At 58.5% G+C, this 21,036-nt stretch carries 15 protein-coding genes; 8 read left to right on the forward strand and 7 right to left on the reverse strand.

The window, feature by feature from the left end; translation table 11 throughout:
• The first annotated feature begins 21 nt into the window (after positions 1 to 21).
• Positions 22 to 330 (forward strand): hypothetical protein, encoded by a 309-nt coding sequence (locus tag M4951_RS09565; protein WP_262026259.1) that lies wholly within the window; start codon positions 22 to 24, stop codon positions 328 to 330.
• 87 nt (positions 331 to 417) lie between these two features.
• On the opposite strand, the gene rnhA is transcribed toward M4951_RS09565, so the two are convergent.
• The 3 genes from rnhA to priA all read right to left on the reverse strand — a co-directional run bounded on the left by rnhA (position 418) and on the right by priA (position 5,317).
• On the reverse strand, positions 418 to 876 hold the full coding sequence (gene rnhA, locus M4951_RS09570; RefSeq protein WP_262026260.1) for a ribonuclease HI: 459 nt from the start codon (positions 874 to 876) through the stop codon (positions 418 to 420).
• A gap of 65 nt (positions 877 to 941) precedes the next feature.
• On the reverse strand, positions 942 to 2,849 hold the full coding sequence (locus tag M4951_RS09575) for a sensor histidine kinase (RefSeq protein WP_262026261.1): 1,908 nt from the start codon (positions 2,847 to 2,849) through the stop codon (positions 942 to 944).
• Between the two features lie 110 nt (positions 2,850 to 2,959).
• Positions 2,960 to 5,317: a primosomal protein N' gene (gene priA / locus M4951_RS09580; protein ID WP_262026262.1), complete on the reverse strand. Its 2,358-nt coding sequence runs from the start codon at positions 5,315 to 5,317 to the stop codon at positions 2,960 to 2,962.
• A 38-nt stretch (positions 5,318 to 5,355) separates the two neighbouring features.
• Here priA and nadD point away from each other — a divergent pair, with 38 nt between their 5' ends.
• A complete protein-coding gene (gene nadD, locus M4951_RS09585; RefSeq protein ID WP_262026263.1) occupies positions 5,356 to 5,976 on the forward strand; it encodes a nicotinate-nucleotide adenylyltransferase in 621 nt (206 codons plus the stop codon).
• Positions 5,977 to 6,000: 24 nt separating this feature from the next.
• Here the strand turns inward: nadD and M4951_RS09590 are convergent, their stop codons facing one another.
• The gene (locus M4951_RS09590) at positions 6,001 to 6,264 is read right to left on the reverse strand and encodes a hypothetical protein (RefSeq protein ID WP_262026264.1); all 264 of its coding nucleotides are present in this window, start codon (positions 6,262 to 6,264) and stop codon (positions 6,001 to 6,003) included.
• 210 nt (positions 6,265 to 6,474) lie between these two features.
• On the opposite strand from M4951_RS09590, the gene M4951_RS09595 reads away from it, so the two are divergent.
• Both M4951_RS09595 and aroF read left to right on the forward strand, forming a co-directional pair.
• The gene (locus tag M4951_RS09595; RefSeq protein WP_262026265.1) at positions 6,475 to 7,311 is read left to right on the forward strand and encodes a sensor histidine kinase; all 837 of its coding nucleotides are present in this window, start codon (positions 6,475 to 6,477) and stop codon (positions 7,309 to 7,311) included.
• A 292-nt stretch (positions 7,312 to 7,603) separates the two neighbouring features.
• Positions 7,604 to 8,617: a 3-deoxy-7-phosphoheptulonate synthase gene (gene aroF / locus M4951_RS09600; protein WP_262026266.1), complete on the forward strand. Its 1,014-nt coding sequence runs from the start codon at positions 7,604 to 7,606 to the stop codon at positions 8,615 to 8,617.
• Positions 8,618 to 8,653: 36 nt separating this feature from the next.
• Here the strand turns inward: aroF and M4951_RS09605 are convergent, their stop codons facing one another.
• The 3 genes from M4951_RS09605 to M4951_RS09615 all read right to left on the reverse strand — a co-directional run bounded on the left by M4951_RS09605 (position 8,654) and on the right by M4951_RS09615 (position 15,120).
• The gene (locus M4951_RS09605; RefSeq protein WP_262026267.1) at positions 8,654 to 10,768 is read right to left on the reverse strand and encodes a hypothetical protein; all 2,115 of its coding nucleotides are present in this window, start codon (positions 10,766 to 10,768) and stop codon (positions 8,654 to 8,656) included.
• An 82-nt stretch (positions 10,769 to 10,850) separates the two neighbouring features.
• Entirely contained in the window at positions 10,851 to 13,871 is a 3,021-nt protein-coding gene (locus M4951_RS09610; protein WP_262026268.1) for a serine/threonine protein kinase, read from the reverse strand.
• Between the two features lie 220 nt (positions 13,872 to 14,091).
• Complete coding sequence (locus tag M4951_RS09615) at positions 14,092 to 15,120, reverse strand: threonine aldolase family protein (protein ID WP_262026269.1); 1,029 nt, start codon at positions 15,118 to 15,120, stop codon at positions 14,092 to 14,094.
• A gap of 181 nt (positions 15,121 to 15,301) precedes the next feature.
• On the opposite strand from M4951_RS09615, the gene rlmKL reads away from it, so the two are divergent.
• From rlmKL to hisB, 4 genes are all read left to right on the forward strand, one after another.
• Positions 15,302 to 17,668 (forward strand): bifunctional 23S rRNA (guanine(2069)-N(7))-methyltransferase RlmK/23S rRNA (guanine(2445)-N(2))-methyltransferase RlmL, encoded by a 2,367-nt coding sequence (gene rlmKL, locus M4951_RS09620; protein WP_262026270.1) that lies wholly within the window; start codon positions 15,302 to 15,304, stop codon positions 17,666 to 17,668.
• Positions 17,669 to 17,774: 106 nt separating this feature from the next.
• On the forward strand, positions 17,775 to 19,136 hold the full coding sequence (hisD, locus tag M4951_RS09625; RefSeq protein WP_262026271.1) for a histidinol dehydrogenase: 1,362 nt from the start codon (positions 17,775 to 17,777) through the stop codon (positions 19,134 to 19,136).
• A gap of 23 nt (positions 19,137 to 19,159) precedes the next feature.
• A complete protein-coding gene (gene hisC, locus M4951_RS09630; RefSeq protein ID WP_262026272.1) occupies positions 19,160 to 20,221 on the forward strand; it encodes a histidinol-phosphate transaminase in 1,062 nt (353 codons plus the stop codon).
• A gap of 2 nt (positions 20,222 to 20,223) precedes the next feature.
• Positions 20,224 to 20,817, forward strand: coding sequence for an imidazoleglycerol-phosphate dehydratase HisB (gene hisB / locus M4951_RS09635; protein ID WP_262026273.1), 594 nt, complete (start codon positions 20,224 to 20,226; stop codon positions 20,815 to 20,817).
• Positions 20,818 to 21,036 lie beyond the last annotated feature (219 nt).

Genomic DNA, 21,036 nt, shown 5'->3' on the forward strand with positions numbered 1-21,036 from the left:
TTTCGGTGAAGGAAACGCAGTATGTCTCGATTGTTTCATTCTATCAGTCTGTTTTTGTTGGTTGGTTGTCTGCTGGGGTGCGGCTTGTCGGGGGAAGAATCGGTCAGGGTGGTTCCGCCGCCCCCGGATGCAAAGGAAACGCTTCAGCAGATCGCCACCAATGGGAATCTAAAAGCGGTCAAGAAGCGGCTCTATGAAGAAATCGAAGGGATGCGTGAGGCCAAGCCGCAAAAAGCCGAAGAGTTGATGGCCGATTTTAAGCAACTAGCGGCCGAAAAAGATGCGGCGGCCATCAAAGCCAAAGCCCAAGAGATGGCCGACAAGTTGTAAGTCGCTAAGGTCCGCCCTGTCGTAGGGTCCGCTGTGCGGACCATTTGAATCGCTAGCGATTCTCGGTCCGCACAGCGGACCCTACAGCTATTTGAATTTCTGGCAGGCTTCGACCGCAAGTTCGTCACAGCGTTCATTCTCGGGATGGCCGCTGTGACCGGCGACGCGGGTATATTTGACCTGGTGCTTCAGCAGCAGTTCGTCCAGCTTGCGCCACAGTTCTTCGTTTTTGACCGGCTTCCAGGCTTTGCCTTCTTTGCGTCGCCAGCCGTTTTTCTTCCATTTCGGCATCCACTCCGACATTCCTTTGCCAACATAGACGCTGTCGGTGAACAGCTCGACGCGGCAAGGACGGTTGAGCGTGCCGAGTCCTTCGATCACCGCTTGCAACTCCATGCGGTTGTTGGTCGAGACTTCTTCGCCGCCAGAACCTTCCAACTCTTTGCCGGTGCCGTGATGACGCAGAATAAACGCCCAACCGCCGGGGCCGGGGTTGCCGCTGCAGGCGCCATCGGTGAATAGAGAGACTTCGGGCTCGAACGGCATAAGACAATCGCTAAGCAGAGGGTGAACGAACTAACGGCGAGCAAATCGCAAGCAAGTGCAATCGGCTACGACAAGCTTCGCTGAGAAGGAGCGGCGGCGTCGGTGGTCGAATTGCCGTTGGGCGAAGTTGGTCCGTTGATGCGGGGAAACTCGCCGCTCGATTTACTCAGATCGTTAAGCTTACTGCGAAACGTCGATTGCGAAAGGTCAGGCCCTTCGTCAGCGATCCAGGGAATCCGAATCGTGAACGTGCTGCCAGAGCCGAGTTGGCTTTCCATTTCGATCGATCCGTCGAGAAGCTTGCAGATTTCCATCACGATCGACAGTCCGAGACCGGTGCCGGAGAACTCGCGGGTCAGCGAGTCGTTGCGCGGCGAAACGGCGCCTTGGCGGAATTTCTCGAAAATGATCTCGCGATCTTCTTCGGCGATGCCGACGCCGGTGTCTTCGACCGCCAACTTCATCATCTCTTCTTCACGCGAGACGCGACAAATGATGCGGCCCCCTTCGGGCGTAAACTTGATCGCGTTGGACAGCAGATTGGTTAAAATCTGCTGCAGCTTCGTTTGATCCTGGAACATCGGCTCTCCCCCGTCATGCACATCGCACTCCAGGTCGAGATTCTTTTCTTCGATTAGAGAACGGACCATGTCGCAGTTGGCGCGCACGACCGCCGCGACCGAAAACTCGCTGGGGCGAACTTCCATGCGTCCGCTTTCGATCTTCGCCAGATCAAGAATGTCGTTGATCATGTCCAGCAGCAGACGCCCTGATTTTTGAATATTTTGCACGTAGCGCTTTTGCTTGTCGTTTAGACTGTCGATGCCGCTAAGCACGTCGGAGAAGCCGAGGATGCTGTTGAGCGGCGTTCGCAGCTCATGGCTCATGTTCGCCAAAAAGTCGCTTTTGACGCGGTTCATTTCGTACAACTGCACGTTGACGCGGGCCAACTCGTCGACCTTGTTATCCAGATCATCGTTGGCCAGATGCAATTGATTTTGCGCATCGATCAAGTGACGCAGCATCTTGTTGAACGATGCGGCGAGATCTTCAAACTCGTCGTTGGTGCGGATGTCAGCGCGGACCGACGTGTTGCCGTTGGTCACTTCTTCACTCACCTCGCGCAGATGGTTGAGCGGTTTGACGATCACATATTTGACGATCAGGTACAGCGCCGCCATCGACAGCGCCACCGTGATAATGCCGGTGGCCACGAGAAACGCGAAGTTCTTGTTCAGCGCCAGCTGCGTTACGTCATCCGGCTTGGTGATTTTGACGACCGTGAACGGCAGACGATCTTCGGTCGCCGGTTGTCCTGCAGGAAACGCGGCCGCGACATCATTGTTGTGGCAGAGCGTGCATGAATACTTCCAATAGATCGGCTGGTAGTAGACGTAGGTTTTGCTGCTGTCGTTGTACGAAGAACGCGAAACCGGCGAATACTCGATTAGATTTTTGTCATCGGTCTGCGGTTTGAACTTGACCCACTCTTCGTCGACGACTTTCGTTTCAAGCTCTGGCGTCGCCAAAAAGCGTTGCAAAATTTCTTTGTCACGCGTCTCTTGCTCATACTGCAACTCGGCCAGCGTTTGGTATTCTTCCTCGTTGGCCGGCAGCGAAATTTTTTCCTCTTTGTTCAGCGTCCGCGCCAAAGCACGGGCCTCAGGATCGCGAACCAAAATCTCCCAGTCGTAATCAATGTACTCCAGTTCCAAGCCTGTTTCGGCGACGTAGGCGTCATAGCCGGGCTGCGATGTTTTCTCGTTGCTCTGCCAGTGAATTTTCAGCAGCACCGCATCGACCAGCAAGCGGCCGGTCGCTTCGTTCTTCTCGTGCACCAACTGTTCGGTCGATTGGCCATACCAGGTGAAGCTCCCCATGATGAGCAACAGCAAGCAAGTCCCGAACAGAAAGCGGCACTTTCGTTCGAGATTGGTTTCGCCGAGAACGCGTTTTAGCGAGCGGTAAGACATGCTCTGCCGAAAAAGATGCGGGAATTCAGGGGACTCGTAAGCATTCTAGAGGTTTGGACCGCTCGGAGCCAGACAGATTCGCACCCCCGAAAGTACTGGTCTGGCGCGATTTACATCATATCAACCGGGTCGACATCGATGGTCCAGATCACCTCGTCCGGCGATTTCGTCTTCGCAGCGACCATTTGAACCGCCTTGCGCAGGTTCTCGCCGTCGAGCGATTTCAGCAGCAGATGAAAGCGATATTGTCCCCGCAGCTTTTCAATGGGCGCCGCCGCAGGACCTTGCAAATGCAGCTTCAGTTCTAGTGGAATCGCGACCTTTTGCAGCTGTTTGGCGAACTCATCCAGAAACGCTTCTGGAGCCGCCGCGGTCTCGGCCCGCGCGACCAGGCGAACCATCTTGGCGAACGGGCTGAACTGGAATTTCTCGCGAAATGGGAGCTCTCGGCCAGCGAAGAGCGTGTAATCGTGCCGCGCCGCCGCTTCAATCGCCGGGTGATCTGGGCTGAGCGTTTGCACCAACACTTGCCCACCCTTGTGGCCGCGACCGGTTCGTCCGGCGACCTGGGTAATTAGTTGGAACGTTCGTTCGCCGGCTCGCACATCGGGAAAGTGCAAAGCCGTGTCGGCGTTGATTACCCCGACTAGCGTCACGTTAGGAAAGTCGAGTCCTTTGGCGATCATCTGCGTGCCGACCAAGATCTTCGCGTCGCCGCAGCGGAAACGATCGAGGGCCGCTTCGTGCGAACCTGGTTTTTTCATCGTGTCGCTATCCATCCGCAGACACTCGACACCTGGAAAACGGGCTTTGACTTCCGCTTCCAGCTTCTGCGTTCCATAGCCGAAAAAGTGAATGCCGGTAAAACCGCACGCGGGACAGCTCTTGGGCGCCGCTTGGCGATAGTCGCAGTAGTGACAAATTGCGACGTTGTCGGCCAGGTGATGCGTCAGCGCAATCTCACATTCAGGGCAGACCACTTTTTCGCCGCACGCTGGACATTGAATATGGGTCGCGTAGCCGCGCCGATTGAGGAGCAAAATCATCTGCCCCTCTTCTTCGATCGTGCGCCGCATCGCCTGATACAGGGGGCGACTGATCGCGCCGCGGCCCATGCTTTTGCGATCGACCCGCAGATCGACCGTCTTCACGTCAGGCAGCGGATAGTTATTCACGCGCCGCGGCATCGAAACCAGCGTGATCGCACCGGTTTGCGTTTGCCGCCAACTTTCGAGCGAAGGAGTCGCCGAACCCAAAATGAGCGGCGCATTTTCGCTTTCCGCCCGCCAGGCGGCGACATCCCGCGCATGATAGCGGGGGGACGAGTCTTGCTTGAACGACGAGTCGTGCTCTTCGTCCAGGATGATCATCCCCAGACGGGGCGTGGGAGCGAAGATCGCACTGCGAGCGCCGACCACCACCGGAATATGACCGCTGGCGATGCGCTTCCATTGCCAATGCCGCTCGACGTCGTTCATGTGACTATGCAGCAGCGCGATTTGGTTAAAGCGGGCCCGGAATCGCTGTTTGGTTTGCGGCGTCAGACTGATCTCCGGCACCAGCACGATCGCCTGTTTGCCGGCGGCGACGACGCGATCAATCGCTTGCAGATAGACCTCGGTCTTGCCGCTGCCGGTCACACCGTGCAGCAGCACCGTTTGATGTCGCTCTTCGTCGACGGCGTGCAAGATGGTTTTCAGGGCCGCAGCTTGATCTTCGTTTAGCTGTTTGGAAGGCTCCGCTTCGGCTGGCGTATCATCGAAATGGGCGAAGCTGACGCGGCGGACTTCGACGTGAACCAGCTTTTTCTTCCGCAGCGCCATGATCGGCGCCAGCGTGCAACCGGCGGCTTGCGCTAGTTCTGGCGGAGTAAGCGCTTTTCCCGCCGCGGCCAAGATGGTCAGCGCGGCATGTTGCTTAGCAGGCAATTTGAGCGTCGCGAGTTGCATCGCCGTTTCGCGCGGCACGGTCAGCAGCGTTACTTCCCGCGTACCGGCGTTTCCCCGTACCGCCGCGGGAACGACTGCCTCTAACACCTGACCCCAGGGGCAAAGGTAATATTCGGCCATCCAACGCGTCAGCCCCAGCATGGTGCGACTGAGGAGCGTGACATCGTCGACCACTTCACGGATCGACTTCAGTTTGTTGGGCAACACCTGTTTGGCGCCAACTTCAACGCAGTATCCTTGCACCAGGCGATCACCGCGACCAAAGGGGACGCGCATGCGACGACCGGCGACGGCGACCGGAACCAGATTTTCTGGCACGAGATAGTCGAACGGTTGTTGCGGCCCGGTCGAGAAGACGATCTTGGCGACGATGTGCGAAACAAGATCGTCGACTTCCCAGGGCGCCGGCGCGGTGTTGAATAGGTCTTGTTGCTTCACGAGCGATGGTTGGTGCAGATCAGCGCTTGGATGGTCGGCGCGGAAGTGGGGAGTTACATTGAATTGTAACGACTTCTGCACGGCTTCCGGCGGCGATCTAGAAAAAGCGAAAGAGTTCAATGCGTCTGGGAATCTTTGGGGGATCTTTTTCGCCGGTTCATTTTGGCCATTTACTATTGGCCGAATATGCACGAGAGCAGCTTTCGCTCGACGAAGTTTGGTTCGTGCCGGCTGCGATTCCCCCCCACAAGCTCGATCAGCAATTGGCGGCCGACGCGGATCGTGTCGCGATGTTGCAGCTAGCGATCGCCGGGAACGAAGCGTTCAGCGTTTGTCCGCTAGAACTGGAGCGCGGAGGGGTCAGTTTCACCGTCGACACGCTGGCCGAGATCTGCAAGCAGACGCCGCATGCCGAACTGTTCCTGTTGATCGGCGGCGACACGCTGGCCGAATTCTCGACTTGGCGCAGTCCAGAGAAAGTTTGTCAGCTGGCGGCGCCAGCAGTGATGCGGCGACCGGGCTCGCCGGAACCCGATTGGAGCGTCTTGGCGCCGTATTGCTCGACCGAGCGTCTGGCCGCTTTTGCCGGCAATCTAGTCGATGTGCCAGGAGTTGGACTCAGCAGCACCGAAATTCGCCGCCGCTGCGCTGCCGGCGAAACAATCCGCTATCAGCTTCCCCGCTCGGTCGAAATGTACATTCAGACCAAGCGGTTGTTCGGGTTTGCGGGACTGCCGTAAAGAGATTCGGCGCCAGAAAGTTGTCTAGGCGGCTCGTCTGGAGCGGTGGGTGAGCGATTGCAGCGACGCCGGCAGCGGGATCGTCGTCAGCGCTTCATCTTGCGCGATCGCATCCAAGACTTGCATCAGTTGTTCGTGTGAATCGAGCGAGAGATCCAGGAAGATCCATTTCTTGCCGGCGACTTCGCAGCTTCCGCCCCCGCTGCCGTCGAGCCATTCGCGGCGGACCTGATACCCCAGTTGCTCGGCGGCGGTGACGGCTTGTTCCAGCAAATCGAGCGTATGCATGCGCAGAATCCTTTGCGACATTGGGGGATCTGTATCGGGGGCGCCGATTGTAGCGGGTTCGGTTTGAGTCGCGAAGAGGAAAACGACGATACGTTTCTATGCGGTAAATCTCCATTTCCCAGGACTTTAAGAGACGCCGACAGGGAAGATTCGGCAGCTTTGCGAAGTCCAGCAGGGTGGGAAGTTTCTAGTAGGAAAGGCAGGACGCGCGTGTCAAGGAAGACGTCGGCGGACACAGATTCCCCCAACCAGCCATCGCTTGAAGAGCAAGTCGAAACGCTCAAACGACGACTGGCTGAAGCCCAAAAGTTCACCGCACTGGGTGAACTGATGAGCTCCACTACACACGAATTCAACAATGTCCTGACTTCGGTCATCAACTACGCTCAGATGGGACTTCGCCATCAGGACGAAGCGACCCGCAATCGCTGCTTTGACAAAATTCTGGCCGCCGGACAGCGGGCCGCGAAGATCACCACCGGCGTGTTGGGCTTGGCCAAAAACCGCAGTGATCGCCGCGAGCCGACCGATCTGGCGCCGCTGGTCAAAGACGCGATCATGCTGCTGGAACGGGAGATGCAAAAGTATCGCGTCGAGTTGGACGTTCAACTAGACGACGTTCCCCCTGCCCTGGCGATCGGCAATCAGATTCAACAAGTGTTGCTCAATCTATTGATCAACGCTCGTCAGGCGATGCCCAAGGGAGGTCGTTTGGTCGTTCGCTTGTCGCATGACGCCGCAGAAGGCGTTGTCAGCTTGATGGTGCGTGATAGCGGTACTGGCATCCCGGCTGATCAATTGCCAAAAATTTTCGATCCATTCTTCTCGACGAAAAGTGGACCGGACGACAGCGGCAAGGGAGGAACCGGGCTGGGACTCGCGACTTGCCGCGATATCATCGAGGCGCACGAAGGGAAAATCCGCGTGCAAAGCACCGTCGGCGTCGGCACGGCATTTACGATACGGCTTCCCGCGGTGAACCCGGTCGTGCCGCAAACAGTCATCAAACCTGCGGCCGTTGTGACTCCGTCGACCGCAACGCGATAGGGAACAGATCGGAAGATGCGTCCCCGTTTGGACGTTTTCTTTACGATTCGTGAAGAATGCCATAGTGCCGAGCAGAACGACTTGCGTTCGCCGCTCGGACAGTCATAATGACCAACATGATCGTGCGAAACAGCTACTTTTGGCAGTCCTTTACCTACTTTACCGGTGGGCCTGGAGGAGCTGCGTAGACGCACAATCGCTAATACGAGTCACTTTCAGGCCCTGAACTTCCTTAGAAGTTCAGGGCCTTTTTCGTTTTCCTACAGCGTTTTTCAATCGGAGCACCCAGGCAATGATCGTGGTAATGCAGCGTGGAGCCGGACAGCCGGAGATCGAACACATGGTAAAGCGAGTCGAAAATTTAGGACTGAAAGCGCACGTGATCGTCGGCGAGGAACGGACCGTGATCGCGGCGATCGGCGACAAACGCGCAGAGATGAAAGAGTCGCTGGAAAGCGGACCCGGCGTCGCCGCGGTGATGCCGATCCTGGCGCCGTACAAAGTTGCGAGTCGCGAAGTGAAACCGGAATCAACCCAAGTGGTCGTCCGCGATTTGAAAGTAGGCGCCGGTTCGTTGGGCGTGATCGCCGGACCTTGTTCGGTCGAAAGTGAAGAGCAACTGATCACGACTGCCCACGCGGTCAAAGCGGCTGGCGCGACGGCGCTGCGTGGGGGAGCGTTCAAGCCGCGCACCAGTCCTTACGCATTCCAAGGGATGAAGGAAGAAGGTCTGAAGCTGCTGGCCGCCGCTCGCGAAGAAACCGGCCTGGCGATCGTCACCGAAGTGATGTCTCCGGAAGATGTCGAGCTGGTCGCCAAGTACGCCGACGTGTTGCAGATCGGCGCTCGCAATATGCAGAACTATCGCTTGCTAGAAGCCTGCGGCCGTGTGGACCGAGCGGTGCTGCTGAAACGCGGACCGGCTGCGACGATTGACGAACTGCTGTTGGCGGCGGAGTACATTCTGAACGAAGGAAACCAGAACGTCATGCTGTGTGAACGAGGGATCCGCACCTTCGAGGCGCATACTCGTTTCACCTTGCCGCTGGCGACCGTTCCTTATTTGCACCAAAAGACCCACTTGCCGGTCGTGATTGATCCGAGCCACGGCACTGGGCACGCTTACCTGGTCGAAGACATGTGCGCCGCCAGCGTCGCCGTTGGCGCCGACGGATTGATCATCGAAGTTCATCCGAAACCGGAAGAAGCGATGAGCGACGGCTATCAATCTTTGACGCTGCCGCAGTTCGCCCAAACGATGGCCAAATGCCGCAAAGTGGCCGATGCGCTGGACATCAAGATGTAGCCGGTAGGGTCCCATGCGTAGCTTGTCGGTTCCGCTCTACGGCGCTCGCATTTTTGCGAGCGTCGCGGAGAGTTCCTCTTGCTTCGGCTGCGGCAAGCGAACGAGTAGATGTTTGCTCGGCTCGTCGTAGAGCAGTGCGAATTCGGGATCGTCGGCGATCCCAAGTTCGGTCTTCAAGCGATGGATCAAAGCGGCGGCTTGCGTAGGGCCGTCCGCGAGATCGCTGATGGGGTAGAGTTCGACAAGACCATGCTGTGCGATGTCGGACTTCATCGCGATTTGCAGCGTGCGCTCATCGATCGTACGGAAGTCCATCTCCAGCGGCTTGAGCAGCGACTGCAGCGCTTCACGCAACGTGACGTCGATCGCAAACATCGTTCCCTTGGTATCGGGATTCCAGCCTTCCTGCAGTAACGAGCCCCAATCGATCAAGATGACCGTTCCGGTCGCGTCTTCCAGTTGTTCGACAATCTCGATCAATTCGGTCGGTTCGGCAAAACTGAGTTGCACTTTTTTATCGAGCATCGCCGCCGCTTGCTCGCTACGCGGCTCCAGCTTGAATAACTTGGCGTCGTAACGACTCAGCGGCGACTTGCCGCGAGCGACACGCAGCTTTTCGACCATCACCATCGCCTGAAAGATCGTTTTCGAGTCGGCCGAAAGCAGCAATTCTTTTTTACCGGTGCGGCACGTGTGCGTTCCGCCAGCGCCTTGCCAGGTGGTTGGTTCAACCAAGTGCGTCAGCGTATAGGCGAGTTCGGCCATCGCTTTCTCGTCCGTCGCCAGATCGTCGGCCGGAAAGCGAATCGTCGGAGGTTTGACGCCAGCTTGTTTCAGCGGCACGATCTGAATGTGATCGGCCGTGACATCCACTGACATCCGCAACGGTTCGACGGCGGCGCGCAGGAGATTTCCCGTATTGGTCCCGCTGAGGTTGACGTCGATTTTCTTGTCCCCCGGAACATCCGCCGATTGCAGCGCCAGCGGATCGACCGAGATCGGGATCGTACTCCAGCGGGTCAAGTTGCGCAAATGATCCATAAGCGGGATCTTACGAAACTTGGCGCTGAGATAAGGATCGTTCAACCGAGCGGAGATATTCACGGTTCGCGGCGCCGGTTTTTCGATGATCGGCCCCGGCGGCAGTTGTTCCTCCGAATCGGGAACCGCTGGCACTGACTCGGCCGTATCATCAACGATCGATTCCGAAGCGGGAACGTCGAACATCGAGTCATCAAACAAGGGGAACGCTTCGCCCAACACGCCGGTTAGCGGATCGTTGGCGAACTTCATCCGCTGCTCATCGGTCGTCTCCGGCGCGTCAACCGCAGCGGCGTCGATCGAAGGTTTGGCCTGCACCGGATCATCAAACAGAAACGGGTTCTCTTGGGGTTGGGTTTCGTCGAGCGGCATCTCGACCGGTTCGGCGCTAGCGACTGCTTCTTCCGTCGCCGCTGGATCGGCTTCTGCCGGCATGGCCGCTTCGACAGGCGTTGCTTCAGCCGTCGCTGGCTTCTCAACCGGCGTCTCGACGGCGACTTTCTCGTTCGGCGTTTCGGCTTCCGCTGCTGGTTCTTCGGCAGGCGGCTCGGGAGCCGCGTCGACCGGGGTCGTCGCGACCGCCGTTTCGCTCTGAGCGACCGGCGCATCGTCAAGCAAGATCGCTCGCACGACCAGCGCCAGCAGCAGACCACCCACGACTACGCCGCCGCCGATCATCGCGATCAGCCGATACGTAGCGAATTTTGGCGCCACAGGAATCGCCGAGGGAGTCTCGCTTGGCGAAGATTCTGCTGCAGTCGGTTGGGGTTGCGGAGGCGATGGATTTTCTGGCGGCGCGTCGTCCGAAAGCATCTGGGCGGCGTTGGCGAATAGCTCTTCCGAGCTTTCGGCGACCGACGCCGCAGCAGCGGCAGCCGGACGAGGCGTTGCGGCTGACCGAGAGGAAGCGGCGTTTTTTGTGGGAGACGTTGTTGGGGCTGCGGTCGACTTGCTGGGTTTCGTCGACTCGGCAGGCGGTAGATGAACCGTCTTGGCGTTGGCTGCGTCAGCCGCCGACAGATTGGAAGACGCGCTCGACGCGATGATCTGCACCATGCTGCCGCATTTCGGACAAGGTAGAATCTGTCCGATCAACTCCGCATGTTTCACACGGAGAGGCGCCTGGCAGGTCGTACATCGGATTGAGAAAGGTTCCACGTCGTTACGGCTTTGGGGTCAACGTCCGGCAATCTTATTTTTTCAGCTGAAAAGGCGCTGGCAAGGGGATTCCCTTTTTGGCCGACACGGCTCGGGTAGTTATCAATATAACCTTGTCACCGTCCGGTTTCTCCGGATCGGGTCCAATTACATAAACAAGTTTTTGGTCGACTTCGTCAGGCGACTGGACAGTCGTGATCGGATTCGCCTTCATCAGCAGCGCGATCAGCACCTCTTCGGCCGGCTTATCCATCATGTTGAACTGCCGGATCTGCTGGTTTTGGGTGATGCCGTCTAACTGCAAGTCACCGCCGATCAGTTTGACCGGCACGCCGACTTCGTCTCCGAAATCACGCATTGCGAAATCGAGAGAATTCTGCGGAAAGGCTAAGCTTATCTTCTTTTTCAGCTTGTCTTCAATCGTTTGCGGCCCCCCGCCGCCGGTACCAGCGACTGCCGTGGGGGGCGCTGCGGCGCTTCCGCTCGAAGAGGCCGAGATGGTTAACTCGGTTGCCGCCAGCAAGTTGGGCGCGGCGTACGAAGGGAGCGCGATGTTGATGATCGCCTGTTTTCCATCCGCCCCGGTCCGAGCAAATTTGTGAGCGAACTCCAGCATCGTCGGAAATTTGCTTCCCAGCGATTGCCAATAGGGGGTGGGCCCCAACAACGTAATCGCATTCGAGATCAACTTCGACCCGCCCAAAATCCGGGCTCTTAACGATTCGGCCAGCGAGAACGGCTCAGCCGCGAGTGAGCCGATAAAACGCCCTTCGGTATAGCAATAGGTGTCGTCCAACTGGCAACTGACAAGCCCAGCCTGAATCATATCACCCAGAAACCAACCGACCGGTTCTTTCAAACCGGCGAGCGCGCCAGAGCTGAGCGGCGATTGGGCCGATTGCAAATAGCGTGCGTCAAAAAGCAAGTTCAGCGTGCGTTGATCGTCCGAACTGCGCCGTAGTTGTTCTAACTCAAGCGGTAACATCGGCGCGCTGCCGCCGGTGGCGGCGATCGCCGCGATGTCGCTTTCGACGCCCATCACAAAGCTGCGACCACTCTCGGACGGCAGCGGATAAAACGACCAGGCGCCCAGCTTGAAGTATTGCGCCGGAGCCTGACCGACGGTCTCTGCTCCGCCCCACTTCGACATCAAGTTGGTCGCTCCTTTTAGGCGAACGACCATCGTCGGTTGGGCAGGCGGCGTTGTCGGACCATAAGCGACGGTCGCCGTTTCGACTTCGTTCCAGCCAAAACCGCTGGTCGTTTCCCATCCTTGCCAGACGGCGTTAAACTGCGGACCAAGCGACTGCAGCGCTTTGCGACCTGCTTCGCTGCCGGTCAATTCAGCGACGCGCAACGTCAGGACGCTTTTCACGCCGGCCGGCAATCCTGCCAACGAGATCGCTTCTCCCTGGGTCGGTGACGCCCACAACGTTCTTTGATCGTCGGCGATCAGTTGCACCGGATTGTCGCCGGCCGGAGGCTGCGGCATCGGATTGGTTGGGCCGCCGCCATCTGGATTGGCTGGCGGATTGGTCGGATCGACAGCAACCGGCGGCGGATTGTTCTCGGCGATCGGCTCGTTTTCATCCGGCATGTTTTGCAGCACCCACACGCCGGCGCCCAGCATGCCAACCGCTAACAGGCCAAGGACGACTAGTTGCGTGATCCGTTTCGCCTTTTTCCGTTTGCGGACGCGCTCGGCCAAGCCAGTCGCGCGACTTTCTCCTTGCACGCCGCCAACGGGAGCCGCGACAGGAGTCGCCACCGGCGCAGCGATCGGCGTCGCGACTGGTGTCGCCACGGGCATCGCCATCGGCGGAGCGCCATAACCGGGCATCGTCGGAGGTGCGCCCGGCGTCGGCATGCCTGGAGCACCGGGAAACGGCATCCCCGGCGCGCCGGGAAAGGGAGCGGCCGTCGGAGGTGAAAAATGTTGCGGCATCCCCTGGGGCGGAGTCGCGCTCGGCGGCGGCGCCATTTGCGGTAGCGTTTGCAAATAGGGGCCCAAGGTCGGCGGCGCTGTCACCACCGGCGGATTGAGTTGAGATGGATCGACCAGCGGCGTCAGTGCGTTGACGACATCGCTTGCCGACTGATAACGAACCGTCGGGTTCTTCGCCATCATGTAGGAGATCGATTGAAACAGCTGCGGCGGAATCGACGGCGCTTGAGCGACAGGTTCGGCCGCATGTCGGCTGAATTTTTGAGCGATATCGCCACCGGCGAACGGCGGATTTCCGGTCAGCAGATCGAACATGATGCAGCCGAGCGCATAGATATCGCTGAGCCGCGTTGGCGCCGTTCCAGGAGTCGACAGCTCTGGCGCCGCAAAATCGGCGCGACGGAGCGTCGCTTCATCACTCTTGCTCCAGTCGGCAGGACTCGGCAATTCCAGCGGATTGTGCATCACTTTCAGGTTGCCGTTGGCTTCGAGCCATAACGAGTCGGAGGTCAGCTTGCCCTGAATCATCCCCGCGCTATGCAGGCGATCCACCGCCTGAGTCGCCTGACGAACCAGACGCGTGCAGTCGGCCGGCGGAACAGGTTGTCCCGGACCAGGGCGACTTTCCTGCAACGGATTACCGGTCGGTTCTTCGGTCGCTAAAAAGTAGTTACCGCTCACTTCGACCAATTCGTAGCAGCGCCATAGATGCGGGTGAGGCGCGGCGCAGCGACTGCGAATCTGTTGCTGGACGACGGCCCATTTCTGTGCGTCTTCGATCGTCGACTTCGAAATCTTGTGCAGCAAGACCGGCTGTCCCGAAGCGATATGTTCGGACCGATAAGCGCCGGCGAGCGCGCCGGAGTCGATCCGATCCAGCAACTTGTAAGCGCCCAATTGAAACGGACCGGACTTGCCCCCCAGCAAAATGCGCGCTTGATAGGGAGTGATCGCTGACTCGCCGATCAGCCATTTGGCGAGCTTCTTGGGATCGCTTTCTCCACCGGCGTGCTGCTTATAGCTTTCGTGAAGCTGCTGGCAGCGCTCCTTGGGAAGCAGGTTGCTTTTCAGCAACAATTTCCAGAAATCATGAGTGTTGGCGACGGCCATGCGCTGGGAAGTCTTGCGGGGAGGAAAACGAGGGACGGAAACAGGGAGTCAGCAGTCGTTAAGTCTCTAGGACTATTTAGCTTACATTCTTTTGTCACTTCTCGGCAAAGAGAATGCAAAAATCGGACTTAACTGCGTACTTCGCTCCCTCAGCACGAAATTCTTCCCTGGTTATAGCAATTATTCGTCCCTCCTGCTAATTCGGGGGGGCCTGACGTCGCTAACTTCCCAGTTTCTTTAAGGTCGCCGCCGCTTCTTCGATCTGCTGGCGACGGACGTCCAGATGGGTGACGGCTCGCACCGCTTGAGCGCTGATCGCCATCATCGCGACTCCCGCCTCTTTCAACTGAGAGACGAACTCAGCGGCCGTGGCGATTTTTGGATCAACGCGGAAGATGACAATATTGGTATCGACCGTCTCCGGCGTCAGCGAAAGCCCCGCCGCTTGCTGGATCGCGGCGGCCAAGATCTGGGCGTGCTCATGATCTTCGGTCAGACGCTCGCGGTTGTGCTGAAGTCCGTACAGCGCTCCGGCCGCGATGATGCCGGCCTGACGCATTCCGCCGCCAAATAGCTTCCGGTGACGCCGAGCCTCGCGCATCATGTCGGCAGGACCGGCCAGACACGAACCGACCGGCGCGCCGAGCCCTTTACTAAAGCAGACGCTGACCGTGTCAAAATGCTTCCCCCAATCGGCCAACGAAACGCCGGTCGCCGCGACCGCGTTAAAGAGCCGCGCCCCATCCAAGTGGGTCTGCAATCCGGCGGCGTGGGCCCAACGGCAGATTTTTTCGACATCTTCGTAAGGCTGAACCTTGCCGGCGCCGCGGTTGTGGGTGTTCTCAAGACAGACCAGACGCGTGCGGACCATGTGGTCATTTTCGGGCCGCACAAGTCCGTCATGAAACTGCTCCGGCTTCAAAACGCCATATTCCCCTTCCAGCGTGTGCGTCGCGACGCCGCTGAGTTGGGCGAAGGCGGCTTGCTCGTAGTTGTAGACATGGCAGCCAACTTCGCAGAGGAACTCGTCTCCCGGCTTGCAGTGAATCCGGATCGCGATCTGGTTGGTCATACTGCCTGACGGCATGTAGACCGCCGCTTCTTTCCCCAGCAACTCGGCGGTGAGCCGTTCGAGTCGATCGACCGTCGGATCGACATCAATCACGGCATCCCCCACTTCGGCGTTGGCCATCGCTTGCCGCATCGCCGTGGTCGGCTGGGTGACGGTATCGCTGCGGAGGTCGATCATCGGCGGATCCTACAAGCTGGGAATCATCGGAAATGGGGAGCATCGTGCTTCAATTATCCGCTTTCTGCCGTGAGAGCCAAGCAGACGGCGGGTTCGCGGGGGCGAAGTCATTCGCCAATGGAGGCCAATCGGGTAGGATGAATGGTTTCCCCACAGTCTTTTGCAAACCGTAGAGAGTTCGTTGGACGACGCATACGACTTATTGGCCGCCGCCGCGTTCGGCATCGAGAAGGTCGCCGCGCGCCAGATCGAGCAGCTTGGCTACGAACCGAAAATCATCGGCTCCGGCAAGATCTTGTTCCGCGGCACGATGGCCGACGTTGCGAAAACCAACCTTTGGCTCCGTACCGCCGATCGCGTGCTGATCCGGCTCGGCACGTTTCATGCCGATGACTTTGGTCTGCTGTTTGACGGCGTTCGCGCGTTGCCGTGGGAAAAGTTCATCCCGGCCGACGGCTGCTTTCCGGTCAACGGACGTTCGCTAAAGTCCCAGCTTTCCAGCGTCCCAGCTTGCCAAAAAATCGTCAAAAAGGCGATCGTCGAACGACTCTTGGCCGAACACAACGTCACCGAACTGCCCGAAACCGGCCCCCGCGTTACGGTGGAAGTGGCGATGCTGGAAGACGAAGCGATCTTGACGATCGACACCACCGGCTCTAGTTTGCACAAACGGGGCTATCGCACGTTGGTCGGCACGGCGCCGCTGAAAGAAACGTTGGCCGCCGCGATGATCGATCTCAGCTATTGGAAGCCGGGGCGCCCGCTGATCGATCCCTTCTGCGGCAGCGGCACGATCCCGATCGAAGCGGCGCTGGTCGCGCGGAACGTCGCTCCCGGTTTGACGCGTGAGTTCGATTTTGAAAGCTGGCCGATCACGCCGCCAGAGTTGATCTCGGACCTGCGCGCTGATGCGCGCAAAGCAAAGCGGAAAAAGTTGGAACGCCCATTGCTGGGCTTTGACGCTGACGCCGACGTGTTGCGACTGGCCAGACAACACGCCAACGCAGCCGGCGTGGCGCATGATGTCCGTTTTGAGCAACGTGACTTCCGCGACTTGCAATGTGACGACGAGTATGGCTGCGTCATCACCAATCCGCCGTATGGCGAACGGATCGGCGATCCCCGCGAACTGATCGACCTGTACAAATCGTTCCCGCATGTATTGCGACGTCTGCCGACCTGGTCGCACTATGTGCTGACTGCCGAATCGCAGTTCGAGAATCTGATCGGCCAGCGCGCCGACCGTCGCCGCAAGATCTATAACGGCCGGATCGAGTGCCAACTTTACCAGTTCTATGGGCCGCGACCGCCGAAAACGCAAGATGCCGTCGAGTCATCTGCTGCGCCAACATCCACTCCGCCGACGATCGCCGATGCGTGGGACGAGGATGACGCCGCCGAGGTCCAATCGACCCAGTCAGCAGACAAGCCGTCGCCGCGTCGTGCAGCGCCAGTCATTGAAGTCCCTGCCGACGCCGCTACGCCGGAGATCGAAACTTTAGCAAGCGATTCGCCAAAGACGGAAGCGACGCCAAGCGAAGCTCCGCCGCGTAAGACGCCGCAAGAGCCTGCTTTCAAACCGGCTTTCGGTGGAATCTCGGCCAAAGGAGAAGAGCAGGCCGAACTTTTCCGCAATCGCCTGGTCAAACTGCAGCGCCATCTGCGCCGCTGGCCGAAACGGGGAGTCCATTGCTACCGCTTGTACGAGCGTGATATCCCAGAGATCCCGCTGGTAGTCGATCGCTATCACGACTACTTGCACATCGGCGAGTACGAACGTCCGCATGATCGCACGCCGGCTCAACATGCCGAGTGGTTGGATCGCATGTGCGATGTCGCCGCTGACTCGCTGGAGCTTCCGCGTGAAAATGTTTACGGCAAGACCCGCGTCGTGCAGCGCGGCGACCAGCAGCATCAGCGACAAGATGATCGGCGACTGACGATCAACGCCGAGGAAGGAGGTTTCCAGTTTGAGGTCAACATGTCCGACTATGTTGATACCGGACTCTTTCTCGATCATCGCATTGCCCGTGGTATGGTTCGCGACGAAGCGAAAGGGAAACGCTTTCTCAATCTCTTCTGCTATACCGGCGCATTCTCGGTTTATGCCGCTGGCGGCGGTGCAGCCAGCACGACGTCGGTCGATCTCTCTCCCACTTATGTCGCTTGGGCCGATCGCAACTTGCGCCGCAACGGATTCCGCGGCAACGAGCACCGTCTGCTGCAGGGGGACGTGATGGAATGGCTCCGCGCTCCCGTCGAGGAGACTTACGATCTGGCGGTGATCGATGTGCCGACCTTCTCAAACAGCAAGCGAACCGAAACCGTCTGGGACGTTCAGCTGGACTATATCGAGGCGCTCGAACTGCTGATTTCGCGGATGTCACCCGAAGGCGTGATCTATTTTTCGACCAATTTTCGCCGCTTCAAATTCGATGAATCGCTCTTCGAGGGGGTCGCAATTCGCGAAATCTCGAAGAAGACGATTCCCGAAGACTTCCGCAACAAGCGAATCCATCGCTGCTGGCGGATGATTGTACGCCCCTAATTTAGGCGGGGACGGGGCTTTCGTGATCGCTTCCGAGCGAACAAAATGGGACACTCCCCTGTCTGAACCACCGTCCGCCCCACCTTAGCCGCCGCCTGAAAGCAAGATGGCCGAAATCGCTTTGAAAATTGCCCGCATCGACGCCCGTCGCGACGACGTTGTCGCCGAGCTTGCCGCGCTCCGCGAAAAGCTGAGCCCCCGCGGCAACGTGGTGAGCGAAGCTGGCCGCCGCCGGACGATCGACACGTTTGGCGAGCCTCTCTCACCGCAGCAAGTGGTCGAACGCATCTGTCACCAAGTGCAATCTGAAGGGCTGGCCGCTGTACTTCGCTATGGTGAAAAGCTAGACGGCAAAAAACTGACGGCCGAAACGATTCGTGTGCCGCAATCCGAACTTGCCGCGGCACATGACGCCGCGGCGCCAGAGTTCCTGGAAACGATCCGCCAGATTCGCGATAACATCTGGCAATTTCAAACCGCGATTCTGCACCAAGATGTGCAAGTTGATCGTGCCGACGGCGTCTATTTGCGCCAGCGCTATCTGCCGCTGCAAAGAGCTGGTCTCTGCGTTCCCGGCGGCGCCGCCGCTTATCCGTCGACCGTGTTGATGACCGCCGTGCCGGCCTTGGCCGCCGGCGTAAAAGAGTTGGTCGTGGTCGCTCCGCCGACTCCGTTTGGTTCGTACAACGCCGATTTGTTAGCGACCTGTCATGAGTTGGGCGTGACTGAAGTTTATCGAATGGGGGGCGCTCAAGCGGTCGCCGCGTTGGCTTACGGAGTCGAAGGGATTCCGCAGGTCGACAAGATCGTCGGCCCCGGCAACTTGTTTGTCGCGCTCGCCAAGAAGCATGTCTACGGCGAGGTCGACATTGATTCGATCGCCGGACCAAGTGAAGTGGTCGTGATCGCCGACGAAACGACGCGTCCGGATTACACCGCCGCCGACCTGTTAGCCCAAGCCGAGCACGCGCCCGGCGCCAGCATTTTGATCACTTGGAGCGCTGAAACGTTGGAGGCGACCTACGCCGAGTTGAACCGGCAAGTCGCCCAACTTGAACGCTGCGATCTGACGGTGCAAAGCCTCGAAGCGTTTGGCTGTTTGATCTTGGCCGAAGATGCCGAGCAAGCCTGCCGGTTGGCCAACGAGATCGCGCCGGAACATCTACACATTGCGACCGACAACGCCGAGTCGCTGTTGGACAGTATTCCCAATGCCGGCGCGACCTTCTTGGGCAACTACGCTCCGGTCGCGTTGGGAGATTACGCCGCGGGACCTTCCCATGTGTTGCCGACCGGCGGAACGGCTCGCTGGGCGAGCGGACTGTCGGCCAACGACTTTCTGCGCTCCAGCAGCGTGATTCATTACAGCGAAGCCGGCATTCGCGCGATTGCACCGCACGTGCAGCGCATGGCCGACAAAGAAGGGCTGACCGCCCACCGCCGCAGCGTTGATATTCGCGTTTCCTAGTTCCCTACCTTCGAGCGTCCGCTATGTCTTTCGTGCGACCAGAGATCGACGCGATGGCCGGCTATGTCCCCGGCGAACAGCCGCAGGCCGGCAAGTTCATCAAGTTGAACACCAACGAGAATCCGTATCCGCCGTCGCCGGCCGTCAATCGCGCGATCAAAGAACGGCTCGAGCAGGGGCTTGAACGCTATCCCGATCCGATGGCGACTTCCTTCCGCATGCGTGCCGCCGAAGTGTTGGGCGTCGAGCCTGATTGGATTATGTGCGGAAACGGTAGCGACGATATTCTGACGATCGTCACGCGGGCCTTTGTCGGCACAGGGCAATGGTTGCGACTGCCGACTCCCAGTTACGTTCTCTACAAAACGTTGGCCGAGATCCAAGGATCCGACAGCGAAGAGATCGCTTTCAACGACGATTGGTCGTTGCCGACCGAGTTCTCGACCGGCAGCAATCAATTGCGTCTCGCCTTTTTGCCGAATCCAAACAGCCCCTCCGGCACCATCGTACCGAAGTTGCAAATCGCCGCAGCGGCCGATGCCCTCCCCTGCCCTTTTCTGGTCGATGAGGCGTACGTTGATTTCGCCGAAGAAAACTGCGTGGACTTGGTCAAACAAAACGACAAGGTCCTAGTCTCCCGTACGCTGAGCAAGTCGTATGCGCTGGCCGGGCTGCGGTTTGGCTATGTTGTCGCACAGCCGCATGTGATTGCGCAGCTGTTGAAGGTCAAAGACTCTTACAACTGCGATGCGCTGTCGATCGCCGGCGCCACGGCGGCGATTGATGATCAGCAGTGGCTCGCCGACAATCGGGCCAAGGTGATCAAAACGCGAAAGCGGATGACCGACAAAATGCGAGAAATCGGCTTCACCGTACCTGACTCGCAGGCAAACTTCGTCTGGGGGACCTTCCCCGGTCGGAATCTGAAGGCGCTGTACGAGTTTCTCAAACAGAATCGAGTGCTCGTCCGATATATGCACTATCCGAATTATGAACCGGGAATTCGAATCTCGGTTGGCGGCGAAGATCAGATCGACGCCTGTCTGATGTTGATCGAAACCGCTTTGGCTCAAGGAATCGCTTAATCATGTCGCGCACCGCGAAAATCAGCCGCCAAACGGCCGAAACGCAAATCGAGTTGGAATTGAACCTCGACGGCGAAGGAAAAAGCGAGATCGCCACCGGCGTCGGTTTTTTCGATCACATGCTCGAGTTGTTCACGCGACATGGCTGCTTCGATCTAAAGGTTAAAGCGAACGGCGATTTGCACGTCGATCAGCATCACACCGTCGAAGATGTCGGCATCTGTCTCGGCCAGGCGATCCGCCAGGCGATCGGTGACAAGAAGGGAATCCGTCGCTATGGGCACTTCACGTTGCCGATGGAAGAAACCCTCTGCACCACCGCGATCGATCTGTCTGGTCGTTACTTTCTGGTCTTCAACGCCCAGTTTCATTCGTCCAAGATCGGCGAGTTCGATAGCGAACTGGTCGAAGATTTCTGGCAATCAACCGCCGCGAACGCGCTCTGCAATCTGCACGTCAACGTCTTCTACAGTCGCAACAGCCATCACGTCGCCGAAGCGATCTTCAAGTCGGCTGCCCGAGCGCTGCGCATGGCGGTGGAGCAGGATCCCCGCATGCCGGGCGTGCCGAGCACCAAAGGCACGCTGTCCGAGTAGGGATGAAAAGCGGAAAGCGGAAATTTTGAAGGGCGCGTCAAATACTTCGGACACCAGCCCGTTGCGCGAGCGAGGGAATGCGGTAGGCAATACAAACACGGCTTGAAGTGGCATACCGCATTCCCTCGCTCGCGCAGCGGGCTGGTGTTTGATCGTATAAGAAATAAAAAAAGGGCCGGTTGTTCGTTCGAACAGCCAGCCCTTTTTGTATTGAAATTC

The sequence above is a fragment of the Blastopirellula sp. J2-11 genome, from assembly GCF_024584705.1.
Lineage (GTDB): Bacteria > Planctomycetota > Planctomycetia > Pirellulales > Pirellulaceae > Blastopirellula.